At 43.4% G+C, this 20,271-nt stretch carries 23 protein-coding genes; 8 read left to right on the top strand and 15 right to left on the bottom strand.

The features are described 5' to 3' along the window. Positions 1-15: 15 nt before the first annotated feature. Entirely contained in the window at positions 16-378 is a 363-nt protein-coding gene (locus AB4185_RS08455) for a RidA family protein (RefSeq protein ID WP_372135335.1), read from the bottom strand. Positions 379-659: 281 nt separating this feature from the next. Here AB4185_RS08455 and AB4185_RS08450 point away from each other — a divergent pair, with 281 nt between their 5' ends. Further along, positions 660-1,106, top strand: coding sequence for a DUF417 family protein (locus AB4185_RS08450; RefSeq protein ID WP_017062655.1), 447 nt, complete (start codon positions 660-662; stop codon positions 1,104-1,106). A gap of 115 nt (positions 1,107-1,221) precedes the next feature. On the opposite strand, the gene AB4185_RS08445 is transcribed toward AB4185_RS08450, so the two are convergent. The 6 genes from AB4185_RS08445 to AB4185_RS08420 all read right to left on the bottom strand — a co-directional run bounded on the left by AB4185_RS08445 (position 1,222) and on the right by AB4185_RS08420 (position 5,908). After that, positions 1,222-1,740 (bottom strand): GNAT family N-acetyltransferase, encoded by a 519-nt coding sequence (locus AB4185_RS08445; RefSeq protein ID WP_017062656.1) that lies wholly within the window; start codon positions 1,738-1,740, stop codon positions 1,222-1,224. A 69-nt stretch (positions 1,741-1,809) separates the two neighbouring features. Then, a complete protein-coding gene (locus AB4185_RS08440) occupies positions 1,810-2,274 on the bottom strand; it encodes an acyltransferase (protein WP_372135334.1) in 465 nt (154 codons plus the stop codon). A gap of 118 nt (positions 2,275-2,392) precedes the next feature. Next, on the bottom strand, positions 2,393-2,542 hold the full coding sequence (locus tag AB4185_RS08435; RefSeq protein ID WP_017062658.1) for a hypothetical protein: 150 nt from the start codon (positions 2,540-2,542) through the stop codon (positions 2,393-2,395). 94 nt (positions 2,543-2,636) lie between these two features. Beyond that, positions 2,637-2,993, bottom strand: coding sequence for a hypothetical protein (locus AB4185_RS08430; RefSeq protein ID WP_017062659.1), 357 nt, complete (start codon positions 2,991-2,993; stop codon positions 2,637-2,639). Positions 2,994-3,206: 213 nt separating this feature from the next. Next, positions 3,207-4,454 (bottom strand): RidA family protein, encoded by a 1,248-nt coding sequence (locus tag AB4185_RS08425; RefSeq protein WP_372135333.1) that lies wholly within the window; start codon positions 4,452-4,454, stop codon positions 3,207-3,209. A 569-nt stretch (positions 4,455-5,023) separates the two neighbouring features. Continuing rightward, entirely contained in the window at positions 5,024-5,908 is an 885-nt protein-coding gene (locus AB4185_RS08420) for an AraC family transcriptional regulator (RefSeq protein ID WP_017062661.1), read from the bottom strand. 193 nt (positions 5,909-6,101) lie between these two features. On the opposite strand from AB4185_RS08420, the gene AB4185_RS08415 reads away from it, so the two are divergent. The 6 genes from AB4185_RS08415 (at position 6,102) to AB4185_RS08390 (ending at position 12,033) form a co-directional block, all read left to right on the top strand. Beyond that, positions 6,102-7,250, top strand: coding sequence for an iron-containing alcohol dehydrogenase (locus AB4185_RS08415; protein ID WP_372135332.1), 1,149 nt, complete (start codon positions 6,102-6,104; stop codon positions 7,248-7,250). A 225-nt stretch (positions 7,251-7,475) separates the two neighbouring features. Then, positions 7,476-8,222, top strand: a complete 747-nt coding sequence (locus tag AB4185_RS08410) for an amino acid ABC transporter ATP-binding protein (RefSeq protein WP_029224268.1) — start codon at positions 7,476-7,478, stop codon at positions 8,220-8,222. Then, entirely contained in the window at positions 8,222-9,019 is a 798-nt protein-coding gene (locus tag AB4185_RS08405) for an amino acid ABC transporter permease (RefSeq protein ID WP_009845515.1), read from the top strand. Before AB4185_RS08410 ends, AB4185_RS08405 begins: the two co-directional genes overlap by 1 nt. Before the next feature lie 12 nt (positions 9,020-9,031). Further along, a complete protein-coding gene (locus AB4185_RS08400) occupies positions 9,032-9,841 on the top strand; it encodes a transporter substrate-binding domain-containing protein (RefSeq protein WP_017067595.1) in 810 nt (269 codons plus the stop codon). A 128-nt stretch (positions 9,842-9,969) separates the two neighbouring features. Continuing rightward, complete coding sequence (locus tag AB4185_RS08395) at positions 9,970-10,896, top strand: amino acid ABC transporter permease (RefSeq protein WP_372135331.1); 927 nt, start codon at positions 9,970-9,972, stop codon at positions 10,894-10,896. Positions 10,897-11,088: 192 nt separating this feature from the next. Further along, on the top strand, positions 11,089-12,033 hold the full coding sequence (locus AB4185_RS08390) for an ADP-ribosylglycohydrolase family protein (protein ID WP_372135330.1): 945 nt from the start codon (positions 11,089-11,091) through the stop codon (positions 12,031-12,033). A gap of 63 nt (positions 12,034-12,096) precedes the next feature. Here the strand turns inward: AB4185_RS08390 and AB4185_RS08385 are convergent, their stop codons facing one another. After that, the gene (locus AB4185_RS08385; protein ID WP_372135329.1) at positions 12,097-12,978 is read right to left on the bottom strand and encodes a LysR family transcriptional regulator; all 882 of its coding nucleotides are present in this window, start codon (positions 12,976-12,978) and stop codon (positions 12,097-12,099) included. Positions 12,979-13,080: 102 nt separating this feature from the next. On the opposite strand from AB4185_RS08385, the gene AB4185_RS08380 reads away from it, so the two are divergent. Next, complete coding sequence (locus tag AB4185_RS08380) at positions 13,081-13,692, top strand: LysE family translocator (protein ID WP_372135328.1); 612 nt, start codon at positions 13,081-13,083, stop codon at positions 13,690-13,692. A gap of 68 nt (positions 13,693-13,760) precedes the next feature. Here AB4185_RS08380 and AB4185_RS08375 read toward each other — a convergent pair whose 3' ends face one another. From AB4185_RS08375 to AB4185_RS08345, 7 genes are all read right to left on the bottom strand, one after another. After that, positions 13,761-14,948, bottom strand: coding sequence for a DUF1501 domain-containing protein (locus AB4185_RS08375; protein WP_017062670.1), 1,188 nt, complete (start codon positions 14,946-14,948; stop codon positions 13,761-13,763). 8 nt (positions 14,949-14,956) lie between these two features. Continuing rightward, the gene (locus AB4185_RS08370; protein ID WP_372135327.1) at positions 14,957-16,318 is read right to left on the bottom strand and encodes a DUF1800 family protein; all 1,362 of its coding nucleotides are present in this window, start codon (positions 16,316-16,318) and stop codon (positions 14,957-14,959) included. A gap of 140 nt (positions 16,319-16,458) precedes the next feature. Next, positions 16,459-16,890, bottom strand: coding sequence for a GNAT family N-acetyltransferase (locus tag AB4185_RS08365; RefSeq protein ID WP_372135326.1), 432 nt, complete (start codon positions 16,888-16,890; stop codon positions 16,459-16,461). Between the two features lie 92 nt (positions 16,891-16,982). Continuing rightward, positions 16,983-17,477, bottom strand: a complete 495-nt coding sequence (locus AB4185_RS08360; RefSeq protein WP_108093110.1) for a GNAT family N-acetyltransferase — start codon at positions 17,475-17,477, stop codon at positions 16,983-16,985. A 47-nt stretch (positions 17,478-17,524) separates the two neighbouring features. Continuing rightward, on the bottom strand, positions 17,525-17,947 hold the full coding sequence (locus tag AB4185_RS08355) for an N-acetyltransferase (protein WP_102441332.1): 423 nt from the start codon (positions 17,945-17,947) through the stop codon (positions 17,525-17,527). A 100-nt stretch (positions 17,948-18,047) separates the two neighbouring features. Further along, positions 18,048-18,386: a zinc ribbon domain-containing protein YjdM gene (locus tag AB4185_RS08350; RefSeq protein ID WP_108093111.1), complete on the bottom strand. Its 339-nt coding sequence runs from the start codon at positions 18,384-18,386 to the stop codon at positions 18,048-18,050. Positions 18,387-18,565: 179 nt separating this feature from the next. After that, positions 18,566-19,729: a threonine/serine exporter family protein gene (locus AB4185_RS08345; RefSeq protein ID WP_004731486.1), complete on the bottom strand. Its 1,164-nt coding sequence runs from the start codon at positions 19,727-19,729 to the stop codon at positions 18,566-18,568. Positions 19,730-20,271 lie beyond the last annotated feature (542 nt).

Genomic DNA, 20,271 nt, shown 5'->3' with positions numbered 1-20,271 from the left:
AATCGATAGTTCGGCTTATTGAAACTTTTCACCCGCAGCAACCATAAACGACATCTCAACCAGTAGCTCAGGATTAGCAAGTTCTGCTTTCACGCATGCACGGCTTGGCGCGCAGCCTTCAGGGAACCACGCTTCCCAAACTTCATTGAGTGCATCAAAGTTAGCGAAATCCGTGAGATAAATAGTCACTGACAATACGCGAGATTTGTCGCTGTCTACCAAATTCATCATTTCTTCGGCTTGTTCGAAGATTTGCTGAACCTGACTCTTAATTCCTGCTGTTGTATCCGTCTCTGCCACTTCCACAAAGCTTGCAATACCGTTAAAAACAGTTACATCAGACCAACGTTTGGTCGGGTTAATTCTATGAATTTTCACTGGTTATACTCTTCTTATAATTAGGGTGAACATCAGCGTAATCTAATCCAAATCATGAATATTGAAAACAAAAATTAGAAAGCTCGCGTTACCTTTTGAACAGCACTATCGCCTACCCATTGCTTTGGTTCTCAACATCACTAGCCTTTGAGTTCCTATCGAGACAATAAGTCGCTACCTATTAAGTTTTTAGATAAATATATTAATTATTATTCTCAATGCGAAATTTAATCTGAGCTATTGCGGTCATATTCAGGGAGTTTATTAAATTGAGTACTTTTATGCATGTTCAAACCTATGATTTAAAACAGAGTAATGTGGGATATAACCTAGGCGTGATTGGCGTAGCGTTGGTGTTAGCTTGGATTGGTATTTACAAGTTTACGCCAACCGAAGCAATGCTTATCGAGCCTTTAATCGCAAACCATCCTGCAATGAACTGGCTTTACAATCTGTTCTCAGTACAAGCTGTGTCTAACATGGTGGGTGGCGCGGAGATCATCGTCGCGATTGGATTGATCGTTGGATTTAAGAAGCCGACAGTAGCTTTCTACTCAGGCATTGCTGCATCGGCTATCTTTGTTGTGACACTTAGCTTCCTGGTTACAACGCCAAACGCTTGGAAAGTATCGGATGGCATCTTAGTCACTAACTTCTTCCTAGTGAAAGATATCCTGTTTTTGGCTATCGCGATTAGCGTAATCGAACATAACAAACCTCAGAAGTAACCGTAAATCTAGAAGTGGCCAAACCTAGAAGTAACCTTAAACCTTTAAATAAAAATACTCGAAGCTGGCTAGAAGGACGCTGCCAGCTTCTAATGTATAAGGCACTGATAGTCACCTAGTCAGCTAAAACCTTACGATAAAAATTAGCATCTTGATGTTCTCCTTTAAACACCGCGTAGCTCTCAACATACTCGACCAATTCAAAACCGGTATTGGATAAGATTTTGTTGGAACCGATATTGCCCACTAACGCATAGGCATCAACATATTTAAGGTTGGTCTGTTCCTCCAAATAGAGTAGAAACTGCTTTACTGCGTTAGACGCAATGCCTTTTGAAGCAAAGGAACGACCTACTCGATACCCTAGCTCTCCACTATGGGCGATCTGGTCGATATCGCGGATGTTGATTCTTCCACAGACAGTGCCATTGGCGTCTTTGATCAACATAGGAATCATCTCACCATTCTCGTATTCAGTTAGAAAGCTGGTGATTTGCTCGGTCACACCTGCATTTGAATAGAAGCTATCACCCCTAACTGGAATAAATTGCTCAAACCACTCTCGATTTTCGACCTCAAAATCCAAAAGCGCACTCGCGTCATTCGGTTGAAGTAAGTGTAAAAATACATCCATGACAAATACTCTAATGTTTCCCTAAAAAGCCGCACCTTATGATTCATGAACCACGGCTTATTAATACGGTTACGGTAAACCTCTCAATTTCTTGGCTGGGTTACCTGCGTAGATACCTTTTTCGGTGATGTCTTTCGTTACCACACTGCCCGCGCCGATTACTGCACCTTCGCAAATGCTGACAGACAGAACCGTAGCGTTAGAACCGATCGTGACGTTGTCAGCTATCAAGGTACGCCCCCAACTTTCAGGATTAGGATCTGGCTTGCCCTCTTTGAATAAGTCGTTGGCAAACATGACTCCGTGACCAACAAAGCAGTCACTTCCAATGGTCACATACTCACAGATAAAGGTGTGAGATTGAATCTTGCTTCTCGCACCTATCACGGTGTTCTTTTGAATCTCAACAAAGGGGCCAACGCACACATCATCTTTAAGCTCACAGCCATAAACGTTACTTGGCTCGATGATAGTGACATTCTCGCCACAGGTAATATCAGTAATCTGTGACTTTAATACTCTTGGACTTGCCATACTTCACTTCCTCTCGACATTAGCGTCACAATTCAACCTAAGAGATTGTGCCGTAAGCATTAAAGTGCAGCAAATAGATATGTTGAGAGTTGGCAATGGATCAGAAATTCTGCATAAATTAAAACAGTCCCACCAGCACAACTGACAACAGCACCCCACCGATAAAACTTGGGGCGTGGAATGGCTGAGCTTTAGATCTAACGTACTCTTTTTGAAGGTCTTCTTGGTAAGTTTTAACGGCGAGTTCTTTTACGTAGTTATTTTGCATAATAAGCTCCTTCTTAATCAGTAAGAGAAGCTTAAGACTTGAAGTTAGGTTGAGGTAAAGCAAAAAATCAGATTAATTGAACACCTTATTTTTGTTACTCGAGGATTACCCTGAACACATCGTTATTCACGCCGCCAACATCTACTAACTCTCCCGGTTTCATTAGAAGCGAGGTGTTAAGCTGTCGTGTTGAACGTGGCTCTTTTGTTTCTCGAATCACTAACATATCGACAAAATAGCCAGAGTCTTTCTTTGATATTGAGCCCGAAAACGTAACGCTTTCAACCCTATCGGCAAGGACTGAATTGAATGTTTTATCCTCTAAAACACCTGCGGCGATGGATGTATCACCATAAAATAGCGTGATGGTTGTTGGGTCGGGTACCAACTCTTGATTGGACGAACACCCTATTAGGGTAAGGCATAGCAGTAAAATGGCTCGAAATTGCATAAACTGGTTTTCTTTATTACGTTAAGCGTCCGTTTTTCATATTAAAACACTTCAACCTTATAAATACCATGTTTACGGGATAAGCTTAGGTGTGTCGCTTCGATGGACTTGAGTAATGAAGTGAACGGATCAGATCTCGGCCTGTTGAGTTTGCTCCCTATTTGGAAGCTAAACCGAGATCTGATCGATATTATCGAGAAGGGTTCAATTGATTTATGCAACAACGTCTTGTGGAGGTGTCCCTTCACAGTTAGAAACGACAGCATCAATTTGTACTAAAGCATTCATTGGGATTTCTGAAACCCCTACTACCGTTCTTGCAGGCAGCTCAGCATTAAAGAATGTGGTGTAGACTTCGTTTACCACATCAATATCTGAAATATCCTTAAGTTGAATATTAATTTTCACCGTATCGTCCATGCTATGGTCAACGCTTTCAATTATCGCCTTAATATTGTTTAAACATTGTTCCGCTTGTTCTTTTACCCCGCCAGCAACGATTTCATTTGTTTTCGGATCTAAAGGTAATTGGGCTGAAATATGATTGTAGTGAGAGAAAGCAACAGTATGCGAATAAGGCATGAATGGTGCAGAAACAGTATTATTGGTTTCAATAACCAGTAAGCGAGTGTCTTCTGGTAATTGCGGCGGTGTACCGTCGCCATGTGAAATGGATGTATCAATTTGAATTAAAGCACCCATTGGTAATTCAGCTGCGTTAACAACAGTACGAGCAGGAACGTAGCTTGGGAAGAATTTAGCACATACTTCATTTACCACTTCCGCATCTGCGATATTTTTTAGGTAGATAGTCGTTTTAACCACATCATTCATGACATGACCGATACTTTCTAGAATAGCTTTGATGTTTGATAGACATTGTGCTGTTTGCGCTTCGATACCACCATCAACCAACTCACCTGTGGCTACATCTATAGGCAACTGAGCTGAAAGATTGTTGTAGTGAGAAAAGGCAGCAGTCTGCGTGGACACAGTACTTTGAGGTGCATTATCCGTATTTCTTGATACCTTAATTAGAGCGCAAGGTGCTTGTGGTTTAGTGCCTTCACCGTTAGAAATGAGAGCATCCATTTGAACCAGCGCATCGCTGTTTGTCAGTGCAGCGACACCCACGACAGTGCGTGTTGGCAGACTGTTGTAGAAGAAGCTTTTGTAAACTTCATCAATAGCATCGATATCAGAAATATTCTTAACGAAAACATGAATCTTCACGACATCATCCATAACATGGTCGATGCTTTCAACAATCGCTTTAATATTATTCAAACATTGTGCTGCTTGATCTTTAATATCACCGATGACTATTTCACCCGTTTTAGGGTCAATCGGAAGTTGAGCAGAAAAGTTATTATAATGAGAAAAAGCGACCGTTTGTGTAGATACAGAATTAATTGGCGCGTTTTCAGTGTTTCTTGAAATTTTAATGATATCGCTACTCATCGGTATTGTCCTTTTAATAAAATAGGTATACGTATTTATATTTAACAATCGTATTTGGAAGAATGATTAAAGTAGCGCCATGTTAAGTGAATTATTTTAGGGTAAACGTGATACCCGTCAGACTCTAAGGTGACTATAAATCAGCAAGTTACAGAATAATTAGTCATCAAACGACTAATTATCCGTCGTGCTAGGCTTTATCAACTGCTAAATTATCTTTAATTTTAAGTCTATTCAATAATCCTGAATACTCTCTCTGATAGTACGGTGAGTAATTCCAGAATTTTAGATAATATTTGATAGGTTGTTCACACTAAAACTTCGTTAATAGCTAAGTTAGTGAGTTTCTCCCCTATACCTGTGCATAAACTCTTAGGCTATTTAATTAATTATTTTCGAGAGCTTATTTTATATAAGTACGTTAATAATATATTCGAGAATCAAATACCTACAATCTGACAATGCCTATGATTAGATACATTTACTCATATAATTCAACAAATATGAGCAATCGTCGCCATAGCTTTTGGCATTATAGCTCTCAACACATAGTTTCGTTGAAAGAAGAACTAAACCGCTCTTGGAGTAGTATTGAAGTGGCGCTTAAATTCTCGGCTGAATTGGGATGGGCTAGAATAACCGACTCGACGTGCAGCATCGCTGATTCGCAGGCCTTCTAGTTGAATCAGCTCTTTCGCTTTGTTGAGCCTAACCTTCTTCAAATATTGCAGTGGTGATTCAAAAGTGACATTACGGAATGCATAGTGGAAGGCAGACACGCTCATGTTGGCTTCGTCAGCGAGCGATTGAACAGTGATGGTTTGGTCGTATTCTTCATGCACTTTAGACAGCGCTTTAGCGACACGTGCGTAATGGCCATCATGATGAGCTAAATCAAACAGCACACGCCCTTCTGAACCGGTTAATGCGCGGTAGACAATCTCCGTTACCATGGCATCGCCCAATATGTTGGCCTCAATGTCGCAATGCAGCGTTTTCACCAATCGGGTAAAGCTCTCTAGCATTTGCTCTTCCATTGGCGTCGATTCTAAGCCACTCGAGTTCTGTTTGTGCTTGTTGCAGTAGCTCTCTAAGAAGCCTTGATCTTCGAGCTTTTTGACTAAGCTATGCAAGCGTTGAGAATCAATGCTAATCGACAAGCCAAGCAATGGTTCACCATTAACAGGCAAGGCTTCGCACTCTAACGGCATTGGCACACCCACCACAAGATAATCACCTGCAGCGTAAGTCACTGGCCTTTCGCCAATGTAGATGTTCTTTTTACCCTGTCCGAGCATGATAATGCCAGACTGGTAAGTAAATGGCTGACGCTGATTCCCTCCACTGCTTCTATACAACCACACGCCGCTAATTTCAGTTTCTCTGATCCCTTCGAGATCATCCCAACCTTTGTGTTCTACATATGACTGTAACAACTGAGCGAGTGTTTTCATAAGTGGCGACTTTCCATTCCAAGTGCTAAGAGTAAGTAAGCTAAAGCAGAGGAAGAATATCAAGTTTGTAGAAATAGGCAATTTATTTGGAGGAACAGCTCTTCATTGACCTAGATTACTGTACTAATATGCAAATATAGAAATTGAGCAATAAACCAAAATAACAAATTTCGCTTTACACAAGGAATCTCTGATGCAATTTACTTACGTTAACCCTACTGTTATCCATTTCGGCCAAGGCCAAATCAACGCTATCAGCCAAGCGGTTGATACTTCGAAGAAAGTACTGGTCATCTATGGTGGCGGTTCAATCAAGAGCAACGGTGTTTACGACCAAGTTGTAGAATCTTTGAAAGATCACTCTTGGATCGAGTTCTCTGGCGTTGAAGCAAACCCTACCAAAGAGACGCTAGACAAAGCAGTCGCTCTTGTTAAAGAAGAAAACGCAGAGTTCATTATCGCTGTTGGCGGTGGTTCGGTAATCGATGGTTCTAAGTATGTTGCTGCAGCGGCTAAATACGACGGTGACGGTTGGGACATCCTAGCGGGCAAACACCAAGTAACAGAAGCGACGCCAATCGGCGCAGTGCTGACGCTTCCTGCTACAGGGTCTGAATCTAACATGGGTGCAGTAATCACTCGTAAAGCAACTCAAGAAAAACTGGCATTCATGAACCCTGCGGTGCAGCCTAAGTTTGCAGTAATGGACCCAGATGTAATGAAGTCTCTGCCTGAACGCCAACTAGTTAATGGTTTAGTTGATGCTTGGGTACACGTATGTGAGCAATACATCACAATGCCAACAGACGCGATGGTTCAAGACGGTTACGCAGAAACTCTGCTGAAAAACCTACTTGTACTGGGTAAGCAATACGACGAGCGTGACAACGACGCATGGCGTGCCAACCTAATGTGGACAGCAAACCAAGCGCTTAACGGCCTGATTGGTACGGGTGTTCCTCAAGATTGGGCAACACACATGATTGGCCACGAGTTCACAGCACTATGGCACGTAGACCACGCACGCTCACTTGCGATTGTTCAACCTTCACTACTTCGTAACCAAATCGAAGCGAAACGTGGCAAGCTAGAGCAAATGGGTCGTAACGTATTTGGCTTAGAAGCGGGTGCTGATTTAGCAGAACGCACAATCGCTGCAATCGAAGCGTTCTACCACAGCCTAGACGTAGCAACCATGTTTGACGGCTACGAAACAAACAAAGCAACGGCGATTGACAATGTTGTCGCTCAACTTGAATCACACGGCTACCTACAACTTGGTGAGAATCAAGCAATCACGCCAGAGAAAACACGTGAGATTCTAGAGTCTGCGATTCACTAAGAATCTGGAAAATAGAGAGAAAGTAAAGATAGTGGTCATACAACGATGAATTTTCACATCTGACTGAACCCATTGCTTTTTTCTTTCGTACAACAGAAGCAGCGTTCATTTTGAGCGCTGCTTTTTAATTTGCCCTACAAGATGCTATTAAATTCTCATAAGTCCCTAATTTTATGTGCAATCATATTTCTATATTGTTAAGGTAAACCTGTCTCTTTACTAGGTATGAACAACGATTTGAACAATCTCAAGGAAATGGTTAAGTTTAAGTCACTTAACAAGTGGTATGGTGATTTTCATGCCCTAAAGGGTATCGATTTAAATATTGAACAAGGAGAGATAGTGGTGATTTGCGGGCCGTCTGGTTCGGGTAAATCAACCTTGATCCGTTGCATCAATCAGCTAGAACCTTTCGAAAGTGGCGAACTTTCCGTGCTAGAACAAGTGCTCCCGAGTAAGTTCAACACACCGGGCCAAGTCGGAATGGTGTTTCAGCACTTTCATTTATTCCCCCATCTTACCGTGCTTGAGAACCTTACTCTTTCTCCAATTCGTACGCTTAAAAAAAGCAAACAAGAAGCCGAAAAGATAGCAATGCACTATCTCGAGCGTGTGCACATTGCAGAACAAGCCAACAAATACCCAGTGCAACTTTCTGGCGGCCAGCAACAACGTGTGGCTATCGCCCGTTCTCTGTGTATGAAGCCGGAATTACTCTTGTTCGATGAACCCACTTCAGCGCTTGATCCGGAGATGATCAACGAAGTGCTCGACGTGATGGTTGAACTGGCGAGCGAAGGTATCACCATGGTGTGTGTGACCCACGAAATGGGCTTTGCGAAACAAGTGGCCGACCGCGTTATCTTCATGGATGAAGGACAAATTGTGGAATCGAATACGCCACAAGCGCTCTTTGAAAACCCTCAACATGAACGTACTCAAGCGTTCCTAAATCAGATCCTGACTTATTAATGTTGATTCGAATTATTAAACCCGCCCTATCTGCTTTGGTACAGATTGTTGTACTGGTGGCTGCTGTTGTTTGGATTCTCGACTCTGGTGCACAAACCATGGGATACAGCTGGCAATGGGAGCGTGTGCCGGACTATATTGCTTTCTATGAAGATGGTGAATGGTGGCCTGCAGAATTAGTTGAAGGGCTACTGGTTACCATCAATATCTCTTTGATTTCTTTGGTTGCCACACTGATCATTGGTTTAACGACAGCACTATTGAGAAACTCAAATTCTGTGGTTGGACGCACCTTAGCCACCAGCTATGTTGAGTTGATTCGTAACACGCCGTTATTAGTACAAATTTATTTGCTCTATTTTGTATTTGGCCCCGTATTAGGGCTCGATCGCTTTAGTACTGCCGTTTTAGCCTTAGCACTTTTCCAAGGCGCTTACACCGCCGAAATCTTCCGTGCTGGTTTAAATGGTATTGCGAGAGGACAATTTGAAGCAGCTCAATCTTTGGGTTTATCAAAGACCTATACTTACTGGGATGTGATTCTTCCTCAGGTGGTGCAACGCACCTTGCCACCTTTGACTAATGAAGTGATCTCTCTTATCAAAAACTCTTCGATTGTGAGTGTCATGGCTATCTTTGACCTAACAACCGAAGCCAGAAACATAGTTTCTGAAACCGCGATGCCATTTGAGATTTGGTTCTCTGTGGCGATCATTTACCTTGCACTTACACTTTCACTTTCTGCCGTTGCAGCTTGGCTTGAGCATAAGCTCGGAGCTAACTGGCGAACACAATAAGGATTTATCAGCATGAAGCTATTTAAAACCGCAATTACAGCCCTACTTGCGCTTGCCGTCAGTTTGCCTGCACTTGCTTCTGAAACGCCTAACCTAGACAAAATAAACGAACGTGGCTCTCTACGCGTTGGTATGTCGACATTTGTTCCTTGGGCGATGCGTAACAAACAAGGCGATCTTGTTGGCTTTGAAATCGATGTAGCAAAACGTCTTGCTGAAGATTCTGGCTGGAAAGTTGAATTCGTACCGACGGCATGGGATGGCATTATTCCTTCTCTACTTTCGAACAAGTTTGATGTAATCATTGGCGGTATGTCTATCACTGAAGCTCGCGCTAAAAGCGTATTGTTCACTGAACCTTACTCGCACTCTGGCGTTCAACTGGCAGCGAATAAAGAGCTAGCAGAAGGTTTTACACAAATCTCTGATTTTGATTCTCGCCGTGTAAAAATTGCAGCGCGTCGTGGTGCATTCACAGTGCAAGTAGCTCGTGAAACCTTCCCTAAAGCGAAAGTTCTACAGTTCGATGACGATGCTCAAGCATTCCAAGAAGTATTAAACGGCAACGCACACGCGGTTATCGCGTCTAGCCCGAAACCAGAACACGAAGCGATTAAAAACGCAGACACGCTATTTATTCCATTCGAAGAACGCTTATCAAAAGGTAATGAAGCATTTGCAGTTCGCCTAGGTGAAACTGACAAGACAGAATTCTTCAACGAGTGGATCAAAGCACGTACTGAAGACGGTTGGTTGAAAGAGCGTTACGAGTACTGGTTCTCTACTCTAGATTGGCAAGACCAGATTGCTCAAGGTCAGTAATCAGAACTTTTGCTAGTGAATCGAGGCAGTGCATTGTTAGCGCTGCCTTGTTAAAAACAACGAGATAGCTATGACCTCATAGCCACCTCTCACAACACATCAATTATTATCGTTTAAACAGGAATGACGTGAGTAGTACTAGCGCATTAACAACACCTAAGCCCAACGTTCATATGAAGCCTTGGTATCAACGCCTTAACCTTTTAGATGGCGTGTTACTAGCTGTCATTTGTGTGTTTGCAGGCTGGCTTTATTATCGTTCCGCTGTTGGTATTAACTACCAGTGGCGCTGGGAAGATGCGTTTACCCTGATTTTCATTCCGCCTTCTCAAGGCAATATTCCTTACTTTTTCCAAGGCTTGATCGCGACACTGCGCTTGAGTGTTTGGAGTATGGTGTTAGCACTCTCTTTTGGTACATTACTTGGCGTTGCAAGGCACTCTAAAATCACTTTCTTTCGTACCCCTGCACTGATTTTTATCCAGTTGGTTCGAAATATTCCGCCGCTGGTGTTTGTCTTCATATTCTATTTTTTCGTTTCAAACCAACTGATTCCATTACTTGGTTTAGAAAGTATCTTGCGTGAACACAACGGCGATATTAACGCTGTTCAAGCCTTTCTGTTTGGTCCTGCTAACCTTTGGGAAAACTTGGCGTCTGGTGTTATCTGTATCGGTTTGCTCTCTTCGGCTTACATCGCAGAAGTGATTCGAGCTGGCTTAGAAAGTATTCCAAAAGGCCAATGGGAAGCGGCCGATTCACTCGGCTTATCGGCATTGTCTAAGTATCGATTTGTGGTTGGCCCGCAAGTATTAACGGCCATCACACCGCCATTGGCTGGCCAAGCAATCTCCTTGGTTAAAGACACGTCGATTGTATCCCTGATTTCGATTCAAGAGATGACATTTGTTGGCACTGAAATGGCGAACTCTTCCGGTTTGATCTTCGAGATCTGGCTGATTGTTGGTGCGGTTTACTTCGCGTTATGTTTCACCCTTTCACGTATTTTCAAAGTCATTGAACAACGCTCTAGTGCCTATCTCAACCATCAATAACACCACCAATCAAAAATACGAATTCACCAGACTATTCATCGCCCTTATCCATTTCACCTGATTGGTTTAAGTTATTGACCAATCAGGATTTATTCCTTCATATTTATTCTTAGAAACACAGCAAAATACTCGTCTAATCACTATACTTAACGTATCGAACTACGTTGATTCTTCTCAAGGACATCGCTCAACATGGACAATCATAAAGAAAGAGCTTTTTACGCCGTTGTCGGCGCATTGGTTGGAGACGCCGCTTCAATGGGGCTGCACTGGCTGTATGACCAAGAGAGGATCTTACACGTAGCGGGTTTTGAGCCAGAATTTCGCTCACCGAATCAGTTCGATTATCAAGACAAGGGCTACTTTGCGCACCAAGGAAAAACCGCAGGCGAGCAATCGCAATATGGTGCTCAGCTATTAGCGATGGTCGATAGCTTAGTCGACAACCAAAAATACGATGAAGCGAGTTACATTAAGCACTTCCGTTTCTGGTTTGATTTTGGTGGCAGTTGGCAAGGTTACATTGATAAAGCGACGCGTATGAGCTTGTTGAACATCCATCAATTAGAACTAGAGGACGCCCCGATTACTGCCTGTGGCGCAGACGATACGCAGCTCCCCACAGTCTCAAAGATCATTCCATTAATCGCATGTACTTATACTTCTCACACCTTACCAGCAATGGTAGAGAGTGCGGTACGAGTGACCAACAACAACGACAAAGCCGTGGAATGGGCACAAGCCATCACCTTATTGGTTCAAGCGGCAATTCAAGGCAACTCTCCACTGCAATCGGTAGAAATGGTGCGACAAACTTGTAGCAAGTTCATACACGATCAAATCGACGAAGCACTGGCTGATCCTGAGCTTTCGATTACAGATGCCGCGAAGAAGTTTGGATTGCATTGTGAACTGAGTGCCGCGTTCCCCTTGCTGATTCGCATCATTGCAGGTGCTCAGAGTTATCAACAAGGCATTCGCGACAACATCTTATGTGGTGGTGACAGCTGCGGTCGTGCGATTGTAATTGGCGCGGTATTAGCGGCGTGTTTCTACGAAGGAGATGGCGAAATTCCAACCGAATGGCTAAAACAAGTCGAACTCAATGGTGGCGTGCTGTCTTTGCCTATTGAGTGATTTCCACAACAACGAACTAGAGCCTGACATAAGACAAGCACACTTCTAGGTCGGATGTCGTTCCTATAAAGTTGGAACACACTGCGATAACTCATTCTTCAGCCAAACAACAAACGGGCTTTCTGGCTCTTCATGGTTGCTATCTTGCGTGAGCAATATGTACTGGTGACCAGAAGGTACGAAGCCAAACGGCGCGATCAAGTTACCTCTTTCAAGATCGTCGGCGACAAGTGGATAAGACCCAAGCGCTATGCCTAACCCATCGACAGCCGCCTGAAAGCAAAAGTAGAAGTGTGCAAATGTTTGGTTCGCTCGAGCTTTTGACCACTCTCCACCATTAACTTTATCTATAGTGATAGCACCCCAATGACTCCAAGCATCTGGCCGTGTACTGCTGTGCAGTAATTTCACATCATCTAAGTTATCTTTTACCTGCTGCCAATAACCCGGGGAACACACAGGGCCTACCCACTCTTCAACTAGCGGTATCTGTTCGTAACGCTCGGTTAATTTAAAGTCATCTCGGCGAATCGCCATATCGAGCCCTGTCGCATTCAAGTTCACAGGCCCACCAGCAGTCGACAATCGAACATCAATTCCGGATTCGTTATAGAAATCACCGAGTCGAGGCATTAACCAGCGCATGGTCAATGTGGGTTCGCATGAAACCTCCAACGCTTGATGATTCAGCTGATTAAGCTTATGGACTCCAGTTTCCAAGGCTTGGAACGCTTGCTCTGTGTAACCTTTGAGTAATTCCCCCTCTTTGGTGAGACACACATTCCTGCCCTGTTTATAGAACAAGGCGTGAGATAAGTGATTTTCCAATACCTTGATCTGCTTACTCACTGCGCCATGTGTGATATTGAGTTTATCCGCCGCATCACTGTAACTGCTCGAATGCGCTGCTACGTGGAAAATATGAAATGCTTTCAAATGTCTCATGTGTGATTTTTTCTCACAGATAGATGAAATTCATTTCGATTATAGGCAGCAATAAAAAACCATACAATGCTGGCTCATCAAATATAAAGAGTTGGAGTCATTATGGAGTGGTTAATCCTAGCAGTATTGGGACTATTGATTGTTATCAGCCCAGGCGCTGATTTCGTTTTAGTTTTGAAAAACAGTGTCAATCAAGGAAGACAAGCAGGGATTTGGACTGCAATCGGTGTGAGTTTAGCGATTTGTGTTCACATCAGTTATTCAATGCTTGGGATCAGTTACTTAATCTCACAGAATGAGCAGCTGTTTGACATGATTAGATACGCAGGTGCAACCTACCTTATTTATCTAGGGCTAAAAGGTATCCTGAGCGCAAACAACAAACTTGCACCGATGGAAGATACGAAGCAAAGCACCAGTGTTTGGCGCTATTTAGCCCAGGGCTTTTTGTGTAACGTGCTCAACCCAAAAACCATGTTGTTCTTCTTGAGCATCTTCACTCAAGTCATCTCACCTGATGCAGAGAACCAGCATGTCGCACTCGGCTATGGACTTTATATGATTTTTCTTCACGGATTATGGTTTGGAGTTGTCGCCATGCTTTTCACTTCGAAGACGTTACAAAAGCACTTATTGAGAGCCAAGAAAAGACTCAATCAAGCGTGTGGGGTTGGCTTAGTGACGTTCGGAGCACTGTTGGCGATTAAATCGTAAACAAGCGAGTCAGAAATAGAAAGCGATTCAAACGACTGAATCGCATCTAACTGGGTCTTGGTAAAACTCTAAACAAGATTCATCGGTCTAATATCGGCACTATCAGGGAAGATAGCGTTGAGTTGTTTCACTTCTATCGATAAATGTCGGTTGAGCACACCCTTGATAACCGAACGCATATCAATCGTTGGATTAAGATCTCGGCCTTCATATAGTTGGCTTTGGCTCAAGCCCGGCCAATTGGCAATAACCTTACCACCCGCTCCTTTCAACGATGGCATCGTGCCACCTGCAACAAACATGACGTTGCCGGTGCCATGGTCGGTTCCTTTAGTGCCATTTTCTTTTGCTGTTCGACCAAATTCACTGGCTGCGATGATCACTGTCTTCTGCCAACGATCACCAAGTGAAGCCTTGAGAGCCGCTAACCCAACATCCAAAGTTTTAAGCTGATTACTCAACCGTCCATTTACGTTACCTTGATTGGCGTGAGTGTCCCATCCACCGAGTTCTAACGCTGCGATGTTTGGTCCGTTATCAGCCGACAATATGTCGCCTGTTTTACCCATCAATGATTTAAACTGTTTGCCGACACCTTGGTCGCCTACCAGTTGATCTATCTTCATGACACTTTCAAAGTTTGAAGACAGCATTTGGTCACTTTGAAACAACTCTTCCAGCAGTTCCGTTTGTTTATCACGTGTTTTTAAGCGGTTTGGGTACCAACTTGCAACGGTCGATTCGCCCTGCATGATGAGTGGTAAGCCCGAATCAATCGCTATTCCATCGTATTTTTCTGAGCTCAACGTGAGTAAACGGTTAATCCACCCTACGGTGTTAAACGGGTCGGAAGTGCCATTCTCCAATATCTTCTGTCCATCAAAATGTGAGCGCTCGCGATAAGCGGTTGAACAAGCGTGTACAAAGCTGAGTTCGTTACTCTCATACCATTGATGGCACTGCTTTAGAGATGGATGAAGCCCAAAGAAATCATCCAACTTCACTAGCTGTTCAGGTTTTAATCCGATGTTGGGTCTCAAATTAGAGTAATCCGGATCGGCATGCGGCACTACAACATTTAAACCATCCATCGCGCCACGCAGTGATACCCAAATGAAGATATTGTCTGAACCTGTTTTGGCAAAGCTTGGAAATGGCAGCATCGCACTGACGCCAACAGCCGCCGCAATACCCATGAACTGGCGGCGGTTAATACTATGTGGCGCTTTATTCTGAGAACAATCTGACTTTTTCATACCCACTCCTAACGATATTGAAACTGCGGACTTAGCCACAACAGGGAAAGTTGCATTGCAGCGCTGTCGGCTTTGTTCAATACAATTTGGGTGTGTTCATCAATAGCATCGCCATATAAACCCGCGATCACTTTATCCACTACCGCTTTCGGCTTAACTCCTGACGCTTTAGCCGATTTTATTGCAGCAGACGCAAGCCTATTCGCAACTTGCATACGTTGAGTCAACGCCGAAGGGCTATTGTAGTCTCTGTCTTGATCCGACCAGCCTGCAGGTGAACCCGGTTTAAAAGGAGGCTGCCCTAAATTGTTGAGTGCATTGAATGCCTGTTTCTCGTTTAAAGAAATATCGGCACTACGAAGAACGGCAAACAGCCACTCCTTCGGCGGTCTAAAACGATTAGGGTTAGGTTTACTCGCCTCAGCACTGTTCAATAACAAGCGATAAACAGGCAGTAAATCTCCCTCGCCTTTCAGATATTCAGCAACCATTTGCTCTGAGAGTTCTTTAGATATGTCGCCAATGAAATGCTGGCAAAGCTTATCAACCAAGTGCGCAGCAGTGTCTTTGTGGGTCGCTAAGGTTTTTAAACACGACTCTCCTTGCGAGACCCCGGATTGAGAATAGGACTTTCCAAGCAGTGTGATACTTCCTGGCTCATGCAGATTATTAGCGAATCGAAAACCAGCATCAGGAGATTTGAATTTAATGCCCCAGCCTGAAATGCCTTTTGCTAAAGCAATAACATCTTGCTGAGTATAAGAACCGTCAACGCCAAGAGTGTGGAGTTCTAAGATCTCACGAGCGAGGTTCTCATTGAGCCCCTTATTACGGCGCTTTCCGACTTTTGAATTGGGACCAATCGAGAGTTGATTATCGAGATACAGAAGCATCGCAGGATGTTTAGAAGAAGCCATCAGCATCTCGCCAAAGTTACCATTCCAATGCTGGCGAACCACATCGTTTTCAATGCTGGCGGCCAAGGGCATCAGTTTTCGATTATCGACCGAGATGGCGAAGTGATTGCTCCAAAACTGAATGATGCGCTCTTGAAAACCATAAGGAGTTTCAACACTTTGTAGGTGGCGAGCTTGAGCTTGTTGTCGATACTGCGTTCGAAGAAAAGACTGCGCTTCTTTCTTCGTGGCTTGCATCTGTTGTTCGTCACCCTTGGCCTTCATTCGTTGTACACGATTCTCTCCTACTTTAATCAGAGTAGATTCAGTACTCGGTAAGTCTTGTATAGCTTGGTGAACGAATGGCTTTTTATCCAACTGTTCTACAGGAGAATAATAGGTTGTTTGACCTAGTTTTGGCCCAAAGCCAAACCTTTGTTCACCCACGATTTTTGAAGTCGGGTAATAATTCATTGCACACTCCCTTACGCTCGATCTTTTCTAAGTGTAATCGCTTAGTCATCAAGCATAGGGAGCTTTACAAGGTTTTACGTTAGATAAGTGTCAGGTGCCTATCAAGTTACAGACACGGTGTGATCATTTTAAATGTATATCTACTTGCGCCACATACACACAAACTGATCGTTTTGCGAGGTGATTTCAAAACCAAATCGGAGATACAACTCCCCAACTCGATTACCTTGCAAATAACACAGCTCTACTGGCTTACTGAGCTTGTCTGCGTGAGCTAAACAATCAGTCAAAACTTGGCTTCCAATACCCTTACCATGATATTCAGGCAGCAAGAAAAATCGGCAAAAGTAGAAGTGGTCACCTTTATCTTGCAGCAACACACTGCCAATCGCTTTGCCCTGATACTCAATGATTTCAGGCCTTTCCTCTGCCCACTCTTCGGCGTGTATGTCTCGTTGAATTTGGTCATCCCAGCCAAATACGGCCTTGATCGGTTCAAACTCAGCGGCTTTCTTGAGCTCAAACAGAAATTCATAATCTGATGACTGAGCCGGTCTTGTTGAATACTTCAAAATACCTCCAACAATAATTGGCTATGGTTTCATTTTCGTTTAAGCCGGAATTCGGAGCCCCCGACACAACCAAAAATGCCACGCTTAAATGTTCATTTTGGTTCTAGTTGGTAACGTAAGACTTCGTGTTTATCTTGCTCTGAATAAAAGGTACTCAGGAATTGTCCACCGCACTTCTCAATGACCTTTTGCGAAGCAATATTGCCCCTATCACACGTAATAATAGCGCTTTCGGGCAATACGTGCCGTTGAACCCAAGACAACATATGACTTGCGATACCCCGTCCTCTGGTTTGCGGCAGGGTCTCATACCCGATATGTCCAATGACATCGTGAATGTACGGACTGGTGCCATGACGAACTCTTATCACTCCAAGAATACGTCCAGACTCGAAACAAAAATAAGTAGAAGCAGGCGTCCACCCTTCTGGCAAACCCTCACCTTTTGAATAAGCAATTCGTCTTTCCAAATAGGCATCACTGCCATCAGAAATGCCCGTGTAAATATCTAACCCATCTTCGGTACAGGCATTCACATAGTGATGAAAGGCAGTTGAATGTGAAAGAGCAGCTTTAACCATATCCATATAATGTTGATTCCTAGTTACTTTTCTTCCGGGGTTAGCTATCAAGCCTAAGCTAAGTGCATGGTGTATTCTTGGTGTCCGGTATGCTCATCAGATTGTTCGCTCACAATAGAAAAACCTTGGGACAAATAGAACTGAATCGTCGCTTGGTTTTCTTTATATACATTTAAAGACAAGTTCGGACATTCAAGCTTCGCGTGTTGGATTAGTTGCTTACCAATACCACTGCCTTGATGCTCTGTACTGACAAAGATCGCCGCTAGTATCTCTTCGTAAAGTGAATAGAAGCCACGAACCTCACCATTGACTTGATACACATAGGTCTGTGATGCAGGAATATATAGGTCGCGCATATTACCAACTTGCGACTCCCAGAACTCAGGAGCCACAAAATCATGCGCCTTGATCGAGGCGGTTAACCAAATGTCTAAAACGGATTCAATATCGGCTGGGCGGTATTCTCTGATCATATTAATTCTCTGAAATTATTGCGGTTTAATATGCGAATCAGTATGGCCGAGAAGCCACTTAAACTTATTGAAGATTTACGACAATTATTTGAAACAATGGTTATTGCTTTTTAACGAACTTCGCGGTAACGAGCATTTCACCGCCACCATCCAGTTTGCAATCTAACTGGTGATCTTTGCCTTCATTAATTCGTCTGATTACCGCTTTAGTACCAATTTTCAGTACGCTAGAACTGCCTTTAATTTTTAGATCTTTAATGAAGGTAACTTTATCGCCACTTTCCAATACAACGCCATTCACGTCCTTAACACGCGCAGCTTCTCTTTCTAAACGTTCTTCTTCCGGATTCCATTCATAGGCACACTCAGGGCAGATTAGGTTGTTTTGGTCTTGATAGACATATTCAGATTGGCATTGCGGGCAAGGAGGTAGAGACATACGTTAATACTTAATTTAAATAGAATTTGTTCCATTTTAATGGCTCTTGTCAGGCTTAGCGAGCATAAATCTAACAAGTTTTACGGAGAGCTAATTGTCTTCAAAAAAGAGCAGCACCTAAAACGAACAAACACAGCCGCTAAGCTGTGTTTGTTTAAAGGTTTGAAAAGCGGAACGGCTTAACGTTCGACTTTTGGTGAGTAAATCGAGTAAGCGGTAATTTGCCCTGCCACGATTGCCGAGAACATGAATAACGCCGATAAACCAATACTCGGGATAGGCAAAATCGATTGTTCAAACACCGACTGGCTGGCACTCACTAATACTCGGCTACCCGGAACCAAGATGATGATCCCTTGCACGATATAAATAGAACCCGTGAGCTCCATCTTCTTGGCAATCCAAGTTCCGTACAAAGTAATAAGAACCGTCGTCACCCAAGTGCCGACAACCCAACCACTATCAAAACCTAGATAGAATGGGCCCCACATACCGAGAACGGCAACTGGCAAACCAAGTAAGATGTCTTTAGGGCGAGCATTGAACATCACACCGATAGACACAGAGATCAGCACCAAGCCAGATATGTGCATCCACATCGGTACCGCGTTGGTATAGTCGATGGAGACCGCTTGTCCCCATATCGCTTCACCGATGTTGAGCCCCATGATAATCCCGACAAACAGCTTAATCAGGGTTAAGGCGCTCTGCCCTAGCAAGCTGGTACCAGAAACCAAGTCATTAAACGCCAAACATTCTAATGCGTTAGCTATGGATAACCCGGGGACAAACAAGACAATCGAGGCGATACACAACGCCCACACCGGAATCGGCAACCCTGTGCTCGCCAAAAACGCCACGAAGATACCGGTTAGCAGTGCCGAGATGAACTCAACCGCGATAGCACGACGTGAATGAAGAACTTGCTGACATACCCACACCATCAAACCCAATAACGCAGAAAAGCCCACCGCTTCCAACGTACTGCCCACCAGCATCAAATAAGCAGGCGGAATACCCATATTGGCAAGTGCAGTCACAAATTTTGAGTAACCGACAGGTTCTGGTACAGGCTCACTGCTTGGCTGGTTAATACGAATGATCGTATTGGCCAACAAACTCAGGTTAATTGACGCAGGCTTTAGACGCTTAAGAATAACGGCGTTGTTATCGTCTGGAAATTGATAGTTAATCGCAGTTGGCGTTGCTTGGATCATCACATCCACACCATGCTTTTTTGCATAGAATTGAGTGTATTTCTCTAGCTTGTAAGGAGCACAGCCACTGCGGTGAAGAGTGTCACCAATTTCAACAATTTTGTTAATTCGGAACTGAGAAGGCATGGGTATTTTAGGGGAGACAAAATGTGCGGCAAATGTACCAAACGATAGACGGAATGACGAGACTTTTGCGTGAATTATCAACTGAACTCGTTACTTTTTTCTGCAAAGGCTTATAAGTGTCTATAACTCTACTCATTTGGGATTAGTTTACTGAATGTTTTGACAGGCTGATAAGTTAAATTTATGCATTCAGATTGTTATTATCGGATGCTAAAACACGAATAAAAATCAGTTTATGTTAACACTCCAAATTCCTTAATTTTCAGGAGATTTATGACAACCAAGCACCACTGAAACAGGTTTATAAATTAAGGCGGATTTATCGCAAAAAGCAACATGACATTTACTATTATTTCTCGCCCTCCTTTTTTAGAGATTTTAGTCACATTTTATTCACTCTGAAAACGCCGAACATGATGGAAAAACTAGCGGAGTGGTGGTTATGCGAGCACTTAGAATAAAAATGAAAGAAAAAGGTTTCGTTTTCAGTTAGATGTGGCATTATCAAACTCGTTAAGACGATGTGCGTGCATCGTATAATG

The organism is Vibrio sp. 10N.286.48.F5, from assembly GCF_041469785.1.
GTDB lineage: Bacteria > Pseudomonadota > Gammaproteobacteria > Enterobacterales > Vibrionaceae > Vibrio > Vibrio crassostreae_C.
The sequence above is the reverse complement of the archived record's forward strand: the minus strand, read 5'-3'. Positions and strand labels throughout refer to the sequence as shown.